This window comes from Oceanobacillus chungangensis, from assembly GCF_003369565.1.
GTDB classification, from domain to species: domain Bacteria; phylum Bacillota; class Bacilli; order Bacillales; family Amphibacillaceae; genus Oceanobacillus; species Oceanobacillus chungangensis.
This window is the reverse complement of the sequence record NZ_PIOD01000006.1, coordinates 217,221-233,802: the sequence shown is the minus strand read 5'-3', so window position 1 is coordinate 233,802 and position 16,582 is coordinate 217,221. Positions and strand designations below refer to the sequence as shown.

Annotated in this window: 12 protein-coding genes, 1 tRNA gene and 1 riboswitch; of the genes, 3 read left to right on the top strand and 10 right to left on the bottom strand. The window is 38.8% G+C overall.

The genetic code is table 11. The annotated features are described in order from the left end of the window. Positions 1-10: 10 nt before the first annotated feature. From CWR45_RS07220 to CWR45_RS07210, 3 genes are all read right to left on the bottom strand, one after another. On the bottom strand, positions 11-859 hold the full coding sequence (locus CWR45_RS07220) for an amidase domain-containing protein (protein WP_115749186.1): 849 nt from the start codon (positions 857-859) through the stop codon (positions 11-13). A 65-nt stretch (positions 860-924) separates the two neighbouring features. Beyond that, positions 925-2,070, bottom strand: coding sequence for a tRNA epoxyqueuosine(34) reductase QueG (gene queG / locus CWR45_RS07215; RefSeq protein ID WP_115749185.1), 1,146 nt, complete (start codon positions 2,068-2,070; stop codon positions 925-927). A gap of 208 nt (positions 2,071-2,278) precedes the next feature. Continuing rightward, positions 2,279-2,352: transfer RNA gene (locus tag CWR45_RS07210), tRNA-Gly, on the bottom strand. 574 nt (positions 2,353-2,926) lie between these two features. On the opposite strand from CWR45_RS07210, the gene dat reads away from it, so the two are divergent. The 3 genes from dat to CWR45_RS07195 all read left to right on the top strand — a co-directional run bounded on the left by dat (position 2,927) and on the right by CWR45_RS07195 (position 6,675). After that, positions 2,927-3,802, top strand: a complete 876-nt coding sequence (gene dat / locus CWR45_RS07205; protein ID WP_115749184.1) for a D-amino-acid transaminase — start codon at positions 2,927-2,929, stop codon at positions 3,800-3,802. 237 nt (positions 3,803-4,039) lie between these two features. Then, positions 4,040-4,546: a DNA topology modulation protein gene (locus CWR45_RS07200; protein WP_115749183.1), complete on the top strand. Its 507-nt coding sequence runs from the start codon at positions 4,040-4,042 to the stop codon at positions 4,544-4,546. Positions 4,547-4,662: 116 nt separating this feature from the next. Then, positions 4,663-6,675 (top strand): S9 family peptidase, encoded by a 2,013-nt coding sequence (locus tag CWR45_RS07195; protein ID WP_115749182.1) that lies wholly within the window; start codon positions 4,663-4,665, stop codon positions 6,673-6,675. An 89-nt stretch (positions 6,676-6,764) separates the two neighbouring features. On the opposite strand, the gene carB is transcribed toward CWR45_RS07195, so the two are convergent. From carB to CWR45_RS07160, 7 genes are all read right to left on the bottom strand, one after another. After that, positions 6,765-9,998, bottom strand: a complete 3,234-nt coding sequence (gene carB, locus CWR45_RS07190; RefSeq protein ID WP_115749181.1) for a carbamoyl-phosphate synthase (glutamine-hydrolyzing) large subunit — start codon at positions 9,996-9,998, stop codon at positions 6,765-6,767. A gap of 32 nt (positions 9,999-10,030) precedes the next feature. After that, positions 10,031-11,236 (bottom strand): acetylornithine transaminase, encoded by a 1,206-nt coding sequence (locus tag CWR45_RS07185; RefSeq protein WP_115749180.1) that lies wholly within the window; start codon positions 11,234-11,236, stop codon positions 10,031-10,033. Next, positions 11,229-12,029 carry an acetylglutamate kinase gene (argB, locus tag CWR45_RS07180; RefSeq protein WP_115749179.1) on the bottom strand — a complete coding sequence of 267 codons (801 nt, stop codon included), beginning with the start codon at positions 12,027-12,029 and terminating at the stop codon, positions 11,229-11,231. Before argB ends, CWR45_RS07185 begins: the two co-directional genes overlap by 8 nt. A gap of 10 nt (positions 12,030-12,039) precedes the next feature. Then, positions 12,040-13,266, bottom strand: a complete 1,227-nt coding sequence (gene argJ / locus CWR45_RS07175; protein WP_115749178.1) for a bifunctional glutamate N-acetyltransferase/amino-acid acetyltransferase ArgJ — start codon at positions 13,264-13,266, stop codon at positions 12,040-12,042. A gap of 16 nt (positions 13,267-13,282) precedes the next feature. Then, positions 13,283-14,323: an N-acetyl-gamma-glutamyl-phosphate reductase gene (gene argC, locus CWR45_RS07170; protein WP_115749177.1), complete on the bottom strand. Its 1,041-nt coding sequence runs from the start codon at positions 14,321-14,323 to the stop codon at positions 13,283-13,285. Between the two features lie 192 nt (positions 14,324-14,515). Then, positions 14,516-15,118 (bottom strand): energy-coupled thiamine transporter ThiT, encoded by a 603-nt coding sequence (gene thiT / locus CWR45_RS07165; protein ID WP_115749176.1) that lies wholly within the window; start codon positions 15,116-15,118, stop codon positions 14,516-14,518. Positions 15,119-15,225: 107 nt separating this feature from the next. Next, a riboswitch (TPP riboswitch) is annotated at positions 15,226-15,331 on the bottom strand. A 93-nt stretch (positions 15,332-15,424) separates the two neighbouring features. Continuing rightward, the gene (locus tag CWR45_RS07160) at positions 15,425-16,387 is read right to left on the bottom strand and encodes an alpha/beta hydrolase (RefSeq protein WP_115749175.1); all 963 of its coding nucleotides are present in this window, start codon (positions 16,385-16,387) and stop codon (positions 15,425-15,427) included. Positions 16,388-16,582 lie beyond the last annotated feature (195 nt).

Genomic DNA, 16,582 nt, shown 5'->3' with positions numbered 1-16,582 from the left:
TAGTATACCACTACTCCCCGCCAATTCTAAAAAATTTATATTGAATATTTGGTGTCCATGCACTTGAATCCTCGTAGGACCAGTAACGATGCCTGCTATTATCCGTATGTGCATTCACTAATGGCATCCCGTAAGCATCCTTTGCAACGACAATCGTATTATGATCCCACCTGCCATCCCCTTGAAAATCATAGCAAATAACATCTCCTGGGATTAGTTCTTCTGCACGCATCATTTCTTTCGCCTGCATTCTTTGTGCAGCACCACTTAAATACCACCTTAAGGAATGAGCAACGGCCCAGCTGTAGCTCCAGTTATCCCCACCATACCACCAACCCCGCCCCCTAACTCTTGCACCATGCATTGGCACCCCTCCAGCAAATAAACATTGTGAGATGAAATTAGTACAATCAACCGTAAATTTACGATAATTAGGGTTGTAGCTATTCCACCAGCGTTCTGCATACTGAACTGCTGCTAGGCGATTATATGAAAAACGTGCATCATTTGTTTCGATATCACGTTCCGGAAAGTTAATCTTCCCTTCTTCTACTCCCTTCTCTTCTATTTTTTTATGTTCGATTAGTTGATTTCTCAAATTGGTAGTAAATTGATACGGAATAACCTGTTCCTCTAAATGAAAATGGTTATTCTGCTTTATTAAATAAGTAAGATGAAATAAATATTGCTTTTGCTGCTCACGGCCGAAACTGAGCTTCCGAAAGATTCTGCCCTTTCCCTCGATGCGAACAATCTCCGCTCCTCTCTTCTCCCACAGTGCTTTCTTTCGATTCCACCAACTTTCCTCGTTTTGATCCTGATGAAAAAAATCCCACCAAAAGGCTTTTATTTTTTCCATAAAAAATCCCCTCCATATCAAGTATATGGAGAGGTGCTTGGATTAAATTCAATTTTTCGTTCTATTTAATTTACTGTTTGTCTTTCTTGAAAATCTAAGCCTTTTCTCATTTCAAATAATACTTGCTCGTCTTGCTCATTTTCCATCGCTGCTTGAATTGCTTCGTAGGCTTCTTCTGTCCCAATTTTCCCAAGGGACCATGCTGCTGTACCACGAATAACAGGTCTCGGGTCATCGCGCATCACATTAATCATTTCTTCAACCGCTGTCTTGTCCTTGTAATGACCGAGTGCGATTAATGCATTTCGCTGAAGTGGTTTTTTCCCGCGCCATGAACCTGAGATATGGCCAAAAGTTTCCTTAAAATGACGATTAGACATTTTTAACATTGGCTTTAATTTTGGTTTCGCGATGTCATGCTCTGGTTCAAATTCTGGATGTATATGAAAATCAATTCCCTTATTCCGTGGACAAACCTGCTGGCAAGTATCACAGCCATAGACACGGTTACCAATCTTTGTACGGAATTCATCGGGAAGGAAATCCTTCGTTTGTGTTAGAAAGGCGATGCAGCGCTGGGCATTCAACTGTCCACCTTGAATTAGTGCACCTGTTGGGCAAGCATCCATACACTTCGTACAGTCACCACAGCTATCTTCAATCGGATCATCAGGAATAAACGGGATATTGGTAATCAACTCTCCTAGATAGACAAACGATCCAAATTCAGGTGTAATGATTGAAGTATTTTTACCACTAAAACCAATACCCGCACGTTCCGCAACCGCCCGATCAGAAAGTTCACCAGTATCAACCATTACTTTATTTTTTGCATCTGGTACCTTTTCCATTATAAAAGCTGCAAGTTTCTCTAAGCGATCCTTCAGCACAACATGATAATCGATTCCCCAGGAAGCTCTCGCAAAGATACCACGTCGCTCTTCCTTTGTACTTTTCGGCGCATCCTTCATTCTGGAAGGATAGGCAATCGCAATTGAGATAATCGATTGTGCCTCTGGCAGCAATCGTACCGGCTCTGTTCTTTCTTCTACTGAACCTTTTTCAAATCCAGATTGATAGTTTAATTCTTGTTGACGTCTTAATCGTTCCTTTAGCTCACCAAAGACATCCGCCGTTGTAAAACCAATTTTATCGATGCCGATTTTCTTTGAATAATCGATTATCTCTTGTTTAAGTTCTGCGGTACGCATGAACATGTTCTCCTTCCAGCCTGCTATATAAATAGTATTTTTACCTAAAGATTTAACAATACCCTAACATATGCATATAATATTAGAAAACTAAGGTTTAGCCAAGCTTCTAGGTGACAGCCTTAGTTGCACTTCTTAACTACTAGGAAATAATAAAAACGCAACACTTCGTAGACTAAGTACGAAATACTGCGTTATGACATATGTATGGAGCGGGTGAAGGGAATCGAACCCTCATCATCAGCTTGGAAGGCTGAGGTTTTACCACTAAACTACACCCGCAAATTCAATTAAAATAACTTAGTAAATTTGATGACAAGAAATAGTATATCAGATTTATATCTTGAAATCAAGAGGTTTTCTAAAAAAATTTAATAGGCTCTTTTTTAAAAAAGCTAAGTTACACCATACTAAGGTAATAATTGATATAAAGTGCGAACTAGCCGTAATTTTTGATTTCAGATATGGATTGTTGTGGATATTCACAAATCAGCCTCCATTTATTTGCTATAATCGACATCAGTTGTCATTGTGTAAGCAACTACTGTATCGGTACTTTCTTCACTTACCCAGTGGAAGAAATACACGAAGACTCCTACGGGAAGAAGAGTCTAGGTGAGACTACGAAGCGCAATAGCGCGAGTAGGCTCACCAGCTCCCCGTGGAAAGCGAAGTGTATTTCTGGAACGACTGGCCTAAGAGTAGCCCCCCAAGTTATGCACTTTATCTATTTATGCCAGCAATCAATAAGAAATGAGCAGGGGAACTAACAGATAAATCAAGATAAACTAATCATTTACAATATTAAGCAATCAAGATAAACTATACTTACGGTTTTTAAGGAGGGTGTTAGTGCATGTCTGTTTATCCAATAATCATGACTCAGTCAAAATTTATCCATCAAGACCATTTGACTTATCCGTTCGAGGAACGTGGGTTACAATTTGGGGATGGAATATATGAAGTAATTCGAATTTACAATGGAAAATATTATCTATTTGAGGAACATGTCGATCGATTATTCCGCTCAGCAGCTGCAATAAAAATAAATTTGCCTTTTTCAAAGGATGAACTATCCGACCTATTACTTCAATTATTAGATAGAAATAAAATGACGACAGATGGTAAAGTTTATTTGCAAGTAACAAGAGGTTCTGCACCTAGGGATCATGTTTTCCCTATCGATGTACTGCCTAACATCTATGCATATATCGAAGACTTACCAAGAAAGCTAGAAAATCTAAGAAATGGTGTCAGCGCCATCACCGAACGAGATATTCGCTGGGAAAATTGCTATATCAAGAGCTTGAATCTTTTACCAAATGTGTTAGCGAAGCAGACTGCAAAGGAAAACGGCTGTTATGAAGCAATTTTACACAGGGACGGACTAGTAACAGAATGTAGCTCATCAAATGTTTACCTTGTTAAGGATGGTGAAATCTATACTCATCCAACAACAAATAATATTTTGTATGGTTGTGTTCGAATGGCAATTGAAAGATTTTCCCTTGAACTGAATATCCCCTTCCATGAAGATGGATTCACCGTTGAAGATATTGGGATGGCTGATGAACTCTTTTTATCAAGCAGTACTTCGGAAATCATGCCAATTGTGAAAGTTGATAATACACAAATCAGCACTGGGAAACCTGGTAAAATAACGAAGCTTTTACAGGCAGCATATGAAAAAGACGCCCTAATTAACGTGAACGAAGCAACACAAACAATTTGAAAACAAGAGCGCAAGCGAATTGATGTTGACTTTCACCACAGGGGTATAAGTGCGACTACGCCTCTGGGGTTACACCAATCGGCAAGTCTTCTTTATCGTACGAAGATGAGGGAAGTCTCGCTAGGAACACAGGCACTTGCGCTGGACGTGGCTGAAAATTAGCTAAGCTAAAATTCAAAGAGTGATTCAGAAAATGGATCACTCTTTTTTGATTCAATGACAAGGAGGTCATCTACTTTGAAAAAAATCCTAATACTTGGTGGCAGTGGTGCTGGAAAATCTACATTAGCAAAAAATCTAGGATCCACACTGAATATTCCTGTTTATCATCTCGATGCAATTTACTGGCAACCCGGCTGGCAACCCCTTGACCGGGAAATTTTTATTACGAAACAAAGCAAAATTTCAAAAGAAGAGAACTGGATAATGGATGGAAATTACGGTGCGACAATCGATTCCCGGTTAGAGCTAGCAGATACTGTAATCGTCCTACACTACTCGACCATTCGCTACTTATATGGAATCATTAAGCGAAGAATCCAATATCGTAATAAAACAAGATCTGATATGGGAAAGGATTGCCCGGAAAAAATTGATTGGGAGTTTTTCAATTGGGTAATGCGGTTTAATAGAAATCAAACTCCTTTAATCTATCAAAAGCTAAGACAGTTTCATGACAAAACTGTCTTAATCTTTCATTCTCCCAAACAATTAAAGCGCTTTTTAATGGAATTAGAAGATTAGAATGTGTTTTCATGAAGTGAAATTAATTATTTTCAATTCTATCTGCAATTAAATTGCTTCGATTCTCGAAATAGATTAGAATGATATGTAAAGTTCTGATAATTAGGAGGATTTATATGGTCAGCAAACGCCCAATTACAGCCGAGGATTTATCTAGAATAGAAGTATTTAGTGACCCACATTTCACTCCAAACGGGAAAGCATATACATATGTTTCGACTATCATTAATGGAAAGAATGAATATGAATCACATTTATTTTTTCAAAATGTAAATGAAACGGAAAGTAAGCAATGGACATTCGGCCATCATAGAAACAGTAATTTAACAATTTCACCTGATGGACAAACAGCTGTATTCCAATCCAATCGAAGCGGTCTGCCACAGCTTTGGCTAATTCATACTGATGGTGGTGAAGCACAACAGCTTACGACATTTAAAAATGGAGCGAGTAACCCAATGTGGTCGAAGGATGGAAAGCAAATTCTATTTAGTGCTTCACTTAATTCAGATGATGATATTCAGAATCAAAAGGAGCTGTCAAACGAAGAACGGCAACAAGCGATTGAGAAGAAAAAGAATAAACCGCTTCTCGTCAATCGTCTTCAATATAAATCAAATGATAAAGGCTTCCACGACGATAAACGGGCCCAAATAATTAGTTATGATATCGAGAAAGAATCTTATTCAAAACTTACTACTGCTGATGAAGACCATCGGCTTCAAGATATTTCACCTGATGGACAGTATTTACTTTTTACTGCAAACTTAAATCCTGGTGCGGATTATGAAAATACAACAGATTTATTCCTTTTCAATATTTCTACTAAAAATCTGTCAAAACTAACAGATGGTAAAGGAATCTACTATAATGCTCGTTTCTCGCCAAGTGGAAATAGAATTTCCTGTTTTGGTCATGAGTATGAATACGATGGAGCTACACTTAGTGAAATTTTTGTTTTTGATTTGGCATCTGGTGAACGAACCTGTCTAAGTGATGCATGGGATATCCAGCTTGGAGATGCAATGGCAGGTGATACGAGATTAGGGCAATCAGTAAATGGTCCTATATGGTCCAAGTACGAGGATAGACTATTCTTCCTTGCTACCGATTCTGGCGCTACAGGACTTTATCAAGTCACACTCGAACGTAATTTAACCGTACTTTATAAGGATGACAATCATGTGTTTGGCTTTGCTTACGATGTGAATTCAGATTCATTTATTTTAGGTATTAGCACGCCAACAAATCCTTGCAACTTCTATCTATTAGGAAAAAACTTAGATTTGACACGATTAACCAATTCGAATGCAGCATTTCTCGAAGAAGTTGCAATAATGAATCCTGAGACGTTTACGATACAAACTGAAGATGACTGGGAAATTCAAGGATGGATTATTAAACCGTACGGATTCAACGAAGACAAGAAATACCCGTTTATTCTGGAGATCCATGGCGGTCCACATGCCATGTATGGGCAAACATTTTTCCATGAGCTTCAATTACTTGCTGCAAAGGGCTATGTCGTGATGTATACGAATCCTCGTGGAAGCCATGGGTATGGACAGAAATTTGTGGATGCTGTCCGTTCTGATTACGGTGGACGTGACTATGCAGACTTAATGGATGCAGTCGATTATGCATTGGCTAATTATTCATATATTGATGAAAATCGACTTGGCGTTACTGGTGGAAGCTATGGCGGCTTCATGACAAACTGGATTGTTGGACAAACGAATCGCTTTAAAGCTGCAGTAACGCAACGATCCATTTCCAATTGGTTGAGCTTTTATGGCGTAAGTGATATTGGCTACTTCTTTACAAAATGGGAGATTGGGTATAATTTATTAGAAAACCCTGCAAAATTATGGGACTCTTCCCCTTTGAAATATGCTGACAAGGTAGAAACTCCGCTATTAATTTTACATGGAGAACTTGATTATCGTTGCCCGATTGAACAAGGTGAACAGCTATTTATCGCCTTAAAGCATTTACGAAAAGATGTTGAATTCGTTCGCTTCCCAGGCGCAGACCATGAGTTAAGTAGGAGTGGCAATCCAAACATGAGGATTGCAAGACTCAAGCAAATCTGTCGCTGGTTTGATAAGTACTTAAAAATAAATGAATAGATCATGCTGGAGACCAAAATTTTTCACATGCTCCTGCTCAAATATGTAAAAAGCGAGGTGCTCCACCCTCGCTTTTTGCTGCCATATTATTAGTTTTTTACCGATAGTTGGTCTAAATAATCTTGGATTGACAGTGGGGTTTCCACAACATCTTGGTTTAGCTGGCAATCAATCATTGCTTTTAATGTTTCTAAACTAGTAAAGTATGGGGTTTGATATCTGACTGACAACTCACGTATATAAAACCCGATTTTTTCCTTTTCCCTGCCTTGGTTCGGAATATTTAACACAATATCTGGTGTATTCTCCTGCCAATGACGCAACAAATCTGTTTTGTTTTTCAAAATTTCACTCGTATCGATTCCATTTTCTGCTAAAAACTCAGCTGTGCCCTTTGTTGCAGTGATGCTAGAATCTAGCTTGTTTAATTCAAGAATCAGTTCAAGACTCTCTTGTTTCATTCGGTCTGAAATCGAGACGAATATTTGAAGAGATCCCACCACTTTTTCCTTCATGTTACCAATATACGAAGCTACCCTTTTCAAGGCTTGATTTTTCGTCCATCCTAGTCCAATAATTTCACCTGTTGATTTCATTTCAGGTCCTAAGATATGGTCAACACCCTTTAATTTACTCGCTGAGAAGATAGGTGCTTTGACAGTTACATAATTTGGCTCTGGTAATAAATCTCTTTCACCAGTAATTTCGCTTATCGGTGTCCCAAGCTGGGTCTTAACTGCCCATTCTATAATTGGAATTCCAGTAACTTTACTGATAATAGGAACCGTTCTTGATGAGCGAGGGTTTACCTCGAGAACATAGATAGTATTTTGATGGATAACAAACTGAATATTCATGATGCCTACAATCGGTAAGGCCCTGCTAATCCGAGATGCCATCTCGGTCATTTCTTCCTTCATTTTTTCTGTTATCGTAATTGGCGGAAATACGCTAATACTATCTCCCGAATGAACACCAGCCTTTTCAATATGTTCCATAATCCCAGGGATGATAATATCCTTTCCATCACTTATGATATCCATTTCGCATTCTAACCCTGGCAGATAAGAGTCAATCAGCAGTGGCCAGCATTTATTAAATGTATCTTTTTGAATTCGCTGTACATAGGTTTTTAACTCTTCTTCCTTATTACAAATGAACATTGACTGCCCTCCAATCACATAAGATGGGCGAATGAGTACAGGAAATCCCAATTCCTTAATTGAAGTATCCAGTTCTTCTGAATTATGAACAATTTTTCCGTTTATATGGGGTATTTCTAATTGCTCCAGTACGTCATAAAACTGTTCCCTGTCCTCCATCTGATCAATATGCTCTGGACTTGTTCCATAAATATGAATACCTTCCGCTTTTAAATCGTTCGCCAAATTAATTGCAGTTTGTCCGCCAAATTGGATGAGCACACCAGCTGCATTTTCCTTTTCGATAACAGTAAGTACATCTTCAATTGCTAACGGTTCAAAATATAAATGGTCCGCGATATAATAATCCGTACTGACTGTTTCCGGATTATTGTTAATGATGACAGCGTCATATCCCAATTTCTTCACTGTTTGAGCAGCGTGGACAGAGCAATAATCAAATTCAATTCCTTGTCCGATGCGAATTGGTCCAGAACCGAGAACTAGTATTTTTGGACTTGCTGGCACTGCCTGTGCTTCACTCTCTTCCTGCCATGTGGAATAATAGTAAGAATGAATCGTATCTGTTCCACTCACTCCCGATTTAACTTCCCTAAATGTTGGGCGCATCGCTGTATCTTTATAATATTTTCGTAAAATACTAGGCGTTGTGCCGACTAATGCTGAAATTCGTGCATCGCTGATATTTAGCCGTTTCGCTTTTATTAAATCTTCTCTCGAAACTTCTGGCCAATCAAGCTTTTGCAATAATTGTTCACAAGCAATAATTTCAGCTATTTTTTCTAAAAACCATGCATCGATTTCCGTGTAACGCTGCACTTCTTCCACGTCCATATTACGGGTAAAAGCTTCCCCAATCGCAAACAATCGCAAATCATTTGGATTTTTTAGAAGTTCGATAATATCTGAAGTTGGCATTTCACTCATCACTGGCCAGCTTAAACTTGTAACATTCATTTCCAGGGAGCGAACTGCTTTATTTAGTGCCCCTGCAAAGGAAAGATCCGTCGCCATTACTTCTCCAGTCGCCTTCATTTGTGTACCAAGCGTCCGGTCTGCTTCTGTAAATTTATCGAATGGGAATCTTGGCAGTTTAACAACAACATAATCTAAACTTGGTTCAAAAGTTGCATAGGTTTCTCCTGAAATTGGATTTTTCATTTCACTTAGACGATAGCCGATTGCACATTTTGTTGTTATTCGCGCAATTGGATAGCCAGTTGCTTTTGACGCTAGCGCTGAAGAGCGGCTTACCCGTGGATTCACTTCAATAATACAATAATCATTTGTTTCTGGATGTAATGCGAATTGAATATTACATCCGCCAACGATTTCCAGTGCACGAATTACTTTCATTGAGGCAGCTCGCAACAGCTGATATTGATTTTCTTTTAAGGTTTGAGACGGGGCAACTACAATTGAATCACCTGTATGAACACCAACAGGGTCTACATTTTCCATATCACAAACAATCACACATGCATCAGATGCATCTCGAATCACTTCAAATTCAATTTCCTTCCAGCCCTTTATGCTTTTTTCGACTAATACTTGATGAATAGGACTTAAGGTTATTGCATTATCTAGTAAATTGATAAACGCTTGCTCATTATATGCAAATCCACCACCCTCTCCGCCTAATGTGTAGGCTGGGCGAAGGATAACTGGATAGCCAATTTCTTCAATAAATGTTAAACCTTCCTGAACGGACTCCACCACCTTTGACTCGGCAATTGGTTCGGCAATTTCAATCATCAGCTGACGAAATTTATCCCTGTCTTCCCCATTTTGAATCGATTTAACAGAAGTGCCAAGCAGCTCAACATTATATTTTTTTAAAATACCTTTTTCATCTAATTTAATTGTTAAATTTAAAGCAGTCTGCCCACCTAAGCTCCCAATCATTCCATCTGGTCTTTCCTTCGCAATAATCTTCTCCAATGTTGGGATATCAAGCGGCTCCATGTAAACATAGTCTGCAACACTCGTGTCTGTCATGATTGTTGCTGGATTATTATTGACGAGTACAACTTCAATTCCTTCTTCTTTTAACGCTAAACATGCTTGTGTACCGGCATAGTCGAATTCAGCTGCTTGACCGATTACAATTGGTCCTGAACCTATCACAAGCACTTTATTTAATTTCTTATGCTTTCCCATTGTTGTGGACCCTCCCTTTGCTGAAACAAAAATTAAAGCTTATCTTCATTTTTACTTTCGTTTTCGATAAGTAATTCTTGAAAGACAGTAATGAATTGCTCTAATTCTTCATTAGTAGTCGTTAATGGTGGTAAAATTCGTATTACATTACTTCCAGCGGATAATACTAGAATTCCCTTCTCTCTAAACTTAGCTATCCAGCTCCCTGCGTCTTCAGTCATTTGTACTCCAATTAATAAACCTATCCCCCGAATTTCTTCGATACTTGAATATGACATTTGCAATTTCTTCAGGCTACTAATCAGCCATTCCGACTTTCTCCTAACATTTGCTAGAAAACCCGCTTCCAATATAGTTTCAAGTGTTGCTAGCCCTGCAGTCATCGCAATCGGATTCCCACCAAACGTACTACCGTGAGTGCCCGGTTGGAATGACGCTGCTACAGTCTCTTTTACTACCATTGCACCAATTGCGATTCCTGAACCTAACCCTTTCGCTAATGTCATAACATCAGGTTCAATTCCAAATTGTTCATAAGCAAAAAGCGAACCAGTTCTAGCGATTCCTGTTTGGATTTCATCTACCATCAACAAAATATCATGCTGTTTACAAATAGTTTCCAGCTGTTTAATCCAAGCAATATCAACAGGATTGACTCCACCCTCTCCTTGAACAAGCTCAAGCAGTACTGCAGTTGTTTTTCCGTTATCAATTATCTCAAGTACATCGGGATTATTTAAAGATAAGTAACGGAATCCAGGTGTTAATGGTGTAAACCCTTGGTGAATTTTCGCTTGTGCTGTTGCCGCCATTGTTGTTCCAGTTCTTCCGTGAAATGAATCGGTAAAAGTTATAATTTCGACTCTTTCTTCATTTCCATGATCTTTCGCATACTTCTTTGCTATTTTTATTGCTGCTTCATTTGCCTCTGCTCCACTATTACAGAAAAAAGCTTTGTCAAAACAACTATTATCGACTAGTAGCTGCGCTAGTTCTTGTTGAGCAGGAATATCATATAGGTTAGAACAATGCCACAAGAGGTCTAATTGATCTTTAACTTTCGTTTGTACTAGTTCTGGGACATGCCCTAAATTACATGTCGCAATTCCTGATGTATAATCTAAATATTTCGCGTCGTTATCAGCCCAAACATAACTCCCTTTTCCTCTGACGATTTTTAAAGGAAACCGATTATACGTGTTCATGATTGCCGATGTTTCTGCCAATGCTTCAGACATGATGAACCTCCTCTTTGATTACTTTTGTTCCTACCTCTTCACCGTGGATATATTTCTTTAAATCTGTTGGAGAGAGACCATTAATTATTACTGATTCTTCTACTCCTTCCGTTAACCCTTGTAATGCGGAACGAACCTTAGGAATCATACCACCGTGGATTACACCTGAAGCGATTAATGCTTCTATTTGTGATTCGGTAAGATTTTTATGGATGACAGATTCATTATTAATGTTTTCCATTACTCCAGGGGTATCACTGATTAATACGAGCTTTCCATTTATTGCACTGGCGACTGCAGCAGCAGCAATATCACCATTGATGTTATAATGTTGTCCTGTTGCATCAGTTCCAATCGGTGAAATAACCGGAATTGCACCATGACTCATGAGATGTCTAACTAGCGTGGTATTGACATTGATGACTTTACCTACATATCCCATTTTTCCGGTTTCATCTATAGGTTCAGTTTGCAAAAGGGAATTATCGACTCCACTAATCCCTATTGCTGCGGCCCCAGCCTTTTGCAGGTCAGTGACGATCTTCTTATTTATTGAGCCACTCATAACCATTTCTGCAACATCTAATACTTCTTTCGTCGTCACACGTAATCCATCAATAAATGTACTTTCCACTTGCAGCCGTTTTAATGTTTGATTTATTTCTGGCCCACCACCATGAACGATAATTGGCTCACATAGCCCTGATTCTTTAATTTCGACCAATATTTTATAGAATGATTCAGGAAGCTTCGCCAAAATACTTCCGCCGATTTTTAAAACAATTATATTCATCCTTGTCACCTCACGTCCGGTAAGAAGCATTTATTTTTACATAGTCATAGGTCAAATCACAACCCCATGCAGTTGCTTCCCCTAATCCATTTTGCAGATCAACATTAAGCGATACCGACTCATTTTCTAAATATTTTTTTCCGTCGCTTTCATTAAATTCAACTGGATAGCCATCTTTTACAACCTCAATTTCTCCAAGAGAAACACATATTTTGTCTGGATCAATCGGTTGTTCACTATAGCCGACTGCAGTAATGATTCTCCCCCAGTTTGGATCAGCACCATATACCGCCGTCTTCACTAAATTGGAAGAAATAATTGCTTTGGCTACTTGCTTGGCTGCAAGCTCAGATGGTGCCCCCTTTACATTTGCTTCAATTAATTTAGTAGCACCCTCCCCGTCCCTGGCAATTGACTTAGACAATCCCTCACTTACCATTTGCAGGCCTTCTAAAAACAAGGACCACTTCGGATGTGCTTCGTTTAATGGCTCATTCTCCTGCTGTCCATTCGCCATGACCAGTACCATATCATTCGTGCTGCTGTCCCCATCAACCGTGATCATGTTAAACGACTTATCGACAATGGAACGTAATGCAGGTTGCAGGCTGTCTGCTTCAACTGCCGCATCGGTTGTAATAAAACCAAGCATCGTCGCCATATTCGGATGAATCATTCCTGAACCCTTGGCTGCACCGCCGATTGTTATTGTTTTACCGTCAATCTCCAGTTGCACTGCCATATGCTTTGTAACTGTATCGGTTGTTAAAATCGCCTCTTCAAAGTTTTCCGAACCAGCATGTTCCGCGCTCCCGACTTGCTGGATCGCTGTACGAATATTATCCATTGGCAAGGAAACCCCAATAACACCTGTGGACGCTACAGCAACATGTTCAAGTATTACTCCCATTTTCTTTGCCGTCAGCTCCTGCATTTCCAGTGCATCAAGCAACCCTTGCTTGCCAGTAAATGAATTTGCATTCCCTGAATTTACAACTACCGTCTGTATTGTCTGCCCTTTATCAATACATTGCTTTGTTATCTTCAGTGGTGCTGCTTGAAAAGCATTTAATGTGTATACTCCCGCTGTTGCTGCAGGGTTATCAGAATGAATCCAGCCAAAATCCAATCTTTTTTTTCTAATCCCACAATGCAGTCCACCTGCAGAAAACCCTTTTGGCATTGTGACATGCCCATTTTCGATTTTGTGAATACCTTCCACTTTTGTTGCAATCATCTAAGATCTCCTTTCTTTATGGAAAAATTGGAATTGCGTCCAGTCCTTCTGCTTCTTCCCATCCATTCATTAGATTCGCATTTTGTATAGCCTGACCGGCTGCCCCCTTGACGAGATTGTCAATTGCTGATGCAATAATCAGCTGATTCGTTCTCTCATCAACATGCAACCCAATATCGCAATAATTACTGCCATAAACATCCTTCGTCGTTGGAAATGCACCAATTTCCTTTATTCGGACAAAACGATGTTTCTCATAATAGGTTCGATAAAGATCAATCACCGCTTCTGTAGATATCTCCTTAGCTAATTCTGCATATATCGTACAGATCAATCCACGAGTCATCGGTATAAGATGGGTAGTAAATGTAGTATTAATCGCATCTCCTGCTATCTTTGATAACACTTGGTCAATCTCAGGAATATGCTGATGCTTTCCGATTTTATACGGGGTGATATTTTCATTCGTATCAGAGAAATGTGTTGATGCTGTTGGTGTTCTGCCTGCACCAGATACAGCTGTTTTTCCATCAATCACAATATGATTTGAAGTGATTATTTTATTTTCCAATGCTGGGATTAGCCCAAGCAATGCAGAAGTTGGAAAACATCCTGGATTTGAGATAATTTTTGCCCCTTTTACTTGTTCATGGTAAATTTCTGTCAAGCCATATACTGCTTGATTTAATAATTCCTTTGGTGCGGCTTGCTTCCCATACCATTTTTCATATGCTTCCTTTGAGTGAAGACGCAAATCCCCTGATAAATCGATGCATTGTACAGTTGAATCTGCAAACTTTGGGATAAGCTCTTTTGCTACTCCGGCTGGTGTAGCAAAAAATACAATATCTACCTCTTCTATTAAGCTCGTAACCTCAAACTCTTCCATTGGTTCCTCTACAAAACCAGTTAAATGTGGGTAAACAGATGTAATATGCTCGCCGAATTGTGAATGAGATATAATTTTTTTCACTTGCAGATGCTTATGGGTATGCAATAACCGAATCAGTTCAATTGCGCCATAACCTGTTCCCCCAATAATCGCTACGTTCTTCACACATCCCGTCTCCCTTTATTGTATTTTCGAATTATTCATTATTATAGATTTAAGTAATTCGAATTGCAAGCATATTTATAAATATATATTAATATTTATGCAATAATACCTATATTTAAAGCTATCTTATGCATATACAATGTATAATTCTTGTATTCATTATTCATTAATACGTAAAAAAAGAAGGCAATTTCATGCCTTCTTCTGTTGCTCACTCCATATTTGATTGCTTGTATTTTTTGTTAATACAAGTCTTGGTGCTGCGTTTATTAAAATTACAAGCACTATTGCACAAAGAATTGCAGCACCCAGCATTGTACCCCCGTTAACAATAAAGGAATAGAGGTATGGTGACATTCCTTCTGGCGCATAACTTCCCCAGAAAATAACTCCCGCAATGAAATGCCAGAAATAGCGGGCAATACTGCCGACAAAGACTGCAAGGACGATCCCCGCTACAGCCTTCTTCCTTTTTTGATGCTGTAATGCATTTTGGATACTTTTATAAAATAAACCCGCAAATCCTACAAATGCAAACGCTATGAAATATTCAATCAAAAATTGCCAAATTGTTAGAATGTAAACATCACCAGTCACAACCTGCAATAATCCCCAAAGAAAGCCTGACATAATCCCGCCTTTAACTCCCCAGCGCAAGGCCATAATAAATATTGGCACCATCGCAATTGAAATAGATACAGCGGGTGTTAATCGAATCGAAGGCAGCAAGTCGAGGATAAGTGCAAATACTGCCAGGAAAGATGCCTCAATCATCATAATAAGATTTCTGTTCATAAAAAAATTCCCCCTTTGATTATTGAATCCACGGGAGAACGCCAAAAAACAAGAATGAATAAGTGCAACTAGAGCTGTCACTCAAAAACCTGGTTAAACCTTAGTACTCTAATATTCATCCACATCCCTACGCTAGAATTAACTATCAGGTTCAAAGGGTATAGCGTGAATCTCTTCACTCAATCTCAGCAATATGCTCCCCCTGTGGTTCATATCATATTTATTTGTCCAAATCATTGTAGCTTAAGTTATCTAAGATTACAAGCAAATCAAAATTCGTATGACTTGGAGGAGAATATGCAGCAATTAATCTACTATATATTTGTTTAAAAACTGTTGCAGCTTTTTAATATAAGTATCCTGCGCTATTACAATTCCTTCCCCGTGGCCAGCACCATCAATTAGAAGCAGTTCAGCATCACTCTTCGTATTTTCATATAGCTCCATCGTCATAGATGTTGGTACAAAGACATCTTCCTTACCATGAATATACAATATAGGCACATCTGCCTTTTTCACTTGCACTAGCGCAGAAGCTTCTTTTAGTGAATATCCCGCTTTTAATTTCGAAACTAGCCCGGTTGTTGGGATGATTGGTATTTCCGGCAAATGAAACATGCGTTCAAGCTGGTAGCCAAATAAGTCCGCAACACTTGTATATGGACTATCTGCCACAACTGCTTTTACATTGCTTGGCAGTTCTTCACCGCTTGTCATCAATACAGTTGCCGCTCCCATTGAGATTCCATGTAATACAATTTCTGTATTAGGGCCCTGCTCTTCAATAATACGATTGATCCAGCCTAAATAATCTAATCGATCATGCCATCCGAAACCAATATAGTCCCCTTCACTTTTGCCATGACCACGAAGATCTGCTGTGAACACATTATAACCAAGTGATTCGTAGTAATATTGACCAAATAATGCCATATCACTTGCAGTTCCTAAATATCCATGTGCAAAGACGACAGTTTTATTCGTTGGCACTTTTGCTTCCAAGTAATACCCATTAAGCATTAACCCATCAAAGGATTCCATTTCCCATTGCTCAAAATCCTGATTAGCAGCCCATGAACGCCAATCACCATCAATAAAAACATCCATCGCTTCAGCCGAAACTTCCAAATCAGTATTGCCAACAAGATAATCCTTTAAGTTTCTATCGATTGCCAGATTATAAAAGAAAAACCCAGCAATTATATCTATAATAAGAAGAAGGCTAAGAAGTGCCGTTCCTAGCCCCAACCATAATTTTTTTCTCTTCACAAATCAGCCACTCCCTTATAAATCTAGTTCTATTATACTAGAAAATATTATTGAGAGAAGGTAATTTGAGATGGTAGTTTCTAGAAGTAGTTTTATTGTCACATGATATGATAAACATTTGTCGATTGTTGCTAATTTAAATAAACTGTAACTAACTAAGCGCAAAGTTGTCTTTTCAGACACTAACTTTCCGCC

Excerpts from the sequence above, each read along its gene's own strand:
- CWR45_RS07220 (WP_115749186.1), bottom strand. The coding sequence starts at position 859 with ATGGAAAAAATAAAAGCCTTTTGGTGGGATTTTTTTCATCAGGATCAA.
- queG (WP_115749185.1), bottom strand. The coding sequence starts at position 2,070 with ATGCGTACCGCAGAACTTAAACAAGAGATAATCGATTATTCAAAGAAA.
- dat (WP_115749184.1), top strand. The coding sequence starts at position 2,927 with ATGTCTGTTTATCCAATAATCATGACTCAGTCAAAATTTATCCATCAA.
- CWR45_RS07195 (WP_115749182.1), top strand. The coding sequence starts at position 4,663 with ATGGTCAGCAAACGCCCAATTACAGCCGAGGATTTATCTAGAATAGAA.
- carB (WP_115749181.1), bottom strand. The coding sequence starts at position 9,998 with ATGGGAAAGCATAAGAAATTAAATAAAGTGCTTGTGATAGGTTCAGGA.
- CWR45_RS07185 (WP_115749180.1), bottom strand. The coding sequence starts at position 11,236 with ATGTCTGAAGCATTGGCAGAAACATCGGCAATCATGAACACGTATAAT.
- argB (WP_115749179.1), bottom strand. The coding sequence starts at position 12,029 with ATGAATATAATTGTTTTAAAAATCGGCGGAAGTATTTTGGCGAAGCTT.
- argJ (WP_115749178.1), bottom strand. The coding sequence starts at position 13,266 with ATGATTGCAACAAAAGTGGAAGGTATTCACAAAATCGAAAATGGGCAT.
- thiT (WP_115749176.1), bottom strand. The coding sequence starts at position 15,118 with ATGAACAGAAATCTTATTATGATGATTGAGGCATCTTTCCTGGCAGTA.